This window comes from Streptomyces cahuitamycinicus (assembly GCF_002891435.1).
GTDB lineage: Bacteria > Actinomycetota > Actinomycetes > Streptomycetales > Streptomycetaceae > Streptomyces > Streptomyces cahuitamycinicus.
In genome coordinates this window covers 1-3,286 of the sequence record NZ_POUC01000639.1, presented here as the reverse complement: position 1 = coordinate 3,286, position 3,286 = coordinate 1, and the positions used below count along the sequence as shown (strand labels likewise).

3 protein-coding genes are annotated in these 3,286 nt (G+C 71.5%); all 3 read left to right on the top strand.

The features are described 5' to 3' along the window. Positions 1-1,657: condensation domain-containing protein (locus C1J00_RS40830; protein ID WP_245936709.1), on the top strand; the 1,657-nt coding region annotated here is incomplete at its 5' end. A 22-nt stretch (positions 1,658-1,679) separates the two neighbouring features. After that, complete coding sequence (locus C1J00_RS40825; RefSeq protein ID WP_245936708.1) at positions 1,680-2,660, top strand: TauD/TfdA family dioxygenase; 981 nt, start codon at positions 1,680-1,682, stop codon at positions 2,658-2,660. Then, on the top strand, positions 2,660-3,286 hold a 627-nt coding region (locus C1J00_RS40820), incomplete at its 3' end, for an MFS transporter (protein WP_146046366.1). The genes C1J00_RS40825 and C1J00_RS40820, both read left to right, overlap by 1 nt.

Below are 3,286 nucleotides of genomic sequence, written 5' to 3'. Positions count from 1 at the left end.
TAGTCTCGTGGGCTCGGAGATGTGTATAAGCGACAGCCCCCACCCCGGCACGAGGACGGAACAGGTCGCCACCGCTTACGAAGCACCCCACAACGAGACCCAGGAGGCCCTCGCCGGCATCTGGGCCGACGTCCTCGGCCTGGAGAAGGTCGGCATCCACGACAACTTCTTCGAGCTCGGCGGCGACTCCATCCTCTCCATCCAGGTCATCTCCCACGCCCGCCGGACCGGCCTCCACCTGACCTCCAAGCTGATGTTCGTCCACCAGACCATCGCCGAGCTGGCGTCCGCCGTGGAGCGGGCGGGAGCCGATGCCACGGTCGTCGGGGACGAGGCGCCCGAGGGGTCGGGCCGGGTCGAACTGACGCCCGTCCAGCGTTGGTTCCTGGCCGAGCACCCGTCGGCTCCCGACCACTACGCGATGTCCGTCCACCTGTCGCTGGCCCCGGACACGGATCCCGTCGTGCTGGGGCGTGCCCTCGAAGCCGTGGTGGGCCACCACGACGCCCTGCGCATGCGGTACGCCATGGACGACGCGGGCGGCTGGGTCCAGGAGTACGGCGAGCGCCCCGAGGGGCTGCTCGGCGTCCGGGACCTGACGGCCGCGGCCGACATCGAGCAGGCGCTGGACGACGCCGCGCTGGAGGCGCAGCACGCGCTGGACCTCCGTTCGGGCACCGTGGTGCGGGGTGTGTTCCTGCGCATGCCGGACGCGGCACCGCCCCGCTTGTTCCTGGCCGTGCACCACCTGGTGATGGACGGCGTGTCGTGGCGGATCGTCCTGGAGGACCTGGCCGTCGCGTACCAGGAGCTCGCCGCAGGCCGCCCGGCCGCCCTGGGCGCCAAGTCGAGCAGCTACCGGACGTGGTCGCGGCGTCTGGCCGAGCTGGTGCGCTCCGGCGGCCTCGACCACGAGACGGCGTACTGGCGCAAGGCCGTGTCCGCCTCCGTGGAGATCCCGTGCGACGGGCCGGCGGCGAGCACGTACGGCGAGGTCACCGTCGAGTCGTCGACACTGGACCGGTCCGTGACCGAGGCACTGCTGCAGCGCGTGCCCGGCGCGTTCCGCACCCGGATCAACGACGTGCTGCTGACCGCTCTTGGCCGTGTCCTGCGGGACTGGGCCGGCGCGCCAGTGACGATCGCCCTCGAAGGTCACGGCCGCGAGGAGCTGTTCGACGATGTGGACCTGTCCCGCACGGTCGGCTGGTTCACCACCATCTATCCCGTCACCCTCGACGTGGCCGAGGGCCCGTGGGAGACGGCGCTGAAAGCCGTCAAGAAGACCCTGCGCAGACTGCCCGGACGGGGGCTCGGCTTCGGAGCCCTGCGCTACCTGTCCGAACCGGGCAGCGCCGCACACACCGCCCTGGCCGCCGCCCCGCACCCGAAGATCAGCTTCAACTATCTGGGCCAGTGGGACGGCACGGCCGACGGCGACGGGCTGATCCGGGGACGGCTGGACGCACTCGGCGCCGACCAGGCACCCGGCGGGCCACGCCCGCACCTGATCGACATCGTCGCTGCCGTCAGCGACGGCGAGTTGCGCGTCGACTGGCTCTACGCGCCGTCCGCGCACTCCCCCGCCACCGTCCGCGCGCTCGCGGACGACTTCGCCACCGCCCTGCGGCAGATCGCCGTCGCGGCCGGTAACTGACTACACATCGAAAGGCTTTGCTGTGGCTCGTTATGTCCTGAGCGATGACGAGAAGGACCAGGTGGCCGCGGTCGCGGACGAATTCCTGGCCGCCCGCCCCGTCTGGGCGCCACTGGAGTACGCGGACCGCATCCGCACCGAGGCGGAGCGGCTCCCCGTGGGAGTGCGCCGGTTCCTCGTCTCCTCCCGCGCCGCCGAAGACGCCGTGATCGCGCTGGGAAACCTGCCCCTGGACGAGGACCTCGTCCCCACGCCGCCCAGCTGGCAGGTCGCGGAGAAGGAGGAATCCGCGATCCGCGAGGAACTGGTGCTGATGCTCACCGGCTCGCTGCTCGGTGAGCCGTTCGGCTGGGTCAACCAGCAGAACGGGCGTCTCGTCCATGACGTCTGCCCGTCCAGGGGGCAGGAGAACTCGCTGACGAGCGCGAGCAGCCGGCAGCAGCTCACCCTGCACACGGAGGACGTCTTCCACTCCTGCCGCGGCGACTACGTGGCTCTGATGTGTCTGCGCAACCCCGACGCGGTGGGCACGACGGTGGCGCTGGTCGAATCGGTGGACTTCCCCGAGCCGGTGCGGCGGGTGCTGCACCAGGACCGCTTCCGGTTCTTCCCGGACGACTCCCACCACGTGGTGCCGCAGCACACCACGGAGAACCCGTCGGCGCTCGAGGACCGCCCGCACGAGGTGGCGTCGGTTCTCTTCGGCCCCGAGGAGTCGCCGTACCTGCGGATCGACGCGGACTTCACCGAGGCGATGCCCGGCGACACGGAGGCCGAGGCCGCCCTGGAGACGGCCGCCGAACTGCTCGCCGCCGCTGCGGAGCGGGTCGTCCTGAGCCCCGGCGACGCGGTGTTCGTCGACAACCACCGGGCCGTCCACGGCCGCGACACGTTCACCCCCCGCTACGACGGGACCGATCGCTGGCTCAAGCGCACCAGCCTCGTCCGCGATCTGCGGCGCACGTACGTGCGGACGAAGTCGCGTTCGCGTCTCCTCGGCTGATGAGGCCCGAGAAGTCGCGGCGCGGTGGCGGATTCACTCTGCTGTGGGTGAGTTCAACGCTCGGCGAGTTCGCGTACAGCACGTCGCTGATCGTCCTGCCGCTGATCGTGCTGACGCTGACCGGTTCGCCCTCACAGGCGGGAATCATCGGATTCGTCGACGCGGCGGCGATGCTCCTGGCGGGGCTGCCCGCCGGGGCCGTCGCCGACCGGTACGACCGCCGGAGTGTGATGCTGTGGTGCCAGGCAGCACTGGTCACCGTGTTCGGCGCGCTCGCCCTGCTGCTGTGGGCGGACGCCGTGTCGCTGCCGGCGCTGGTGCTCCTCGCCCTGGTCAACGGCGCGGCGACCGCCCTGACGATGGCGGCCGGGGAGGCGATGATCCCGAGCCTGGTGGCGGAGGAACGGCTCTCGGACGCGGTGGCGATGAACGGGGCACGCACCTACGCCGGGCAGCTCGCCGGCACGTCCGCCGGCGGGTTCCTGCTGACGGTGAAGAACGCCCTGCCGTTCGTCGCCGGCTGCCTGGCGCATCTCGTCGGGCTGGTCCTGCTGCTGTTCCTGAAGCGGCGGCCCCCTGCCGCCCGCTCCCCGGCCGACCAGCCGGTGATGGGCGGGAGGGGGCTG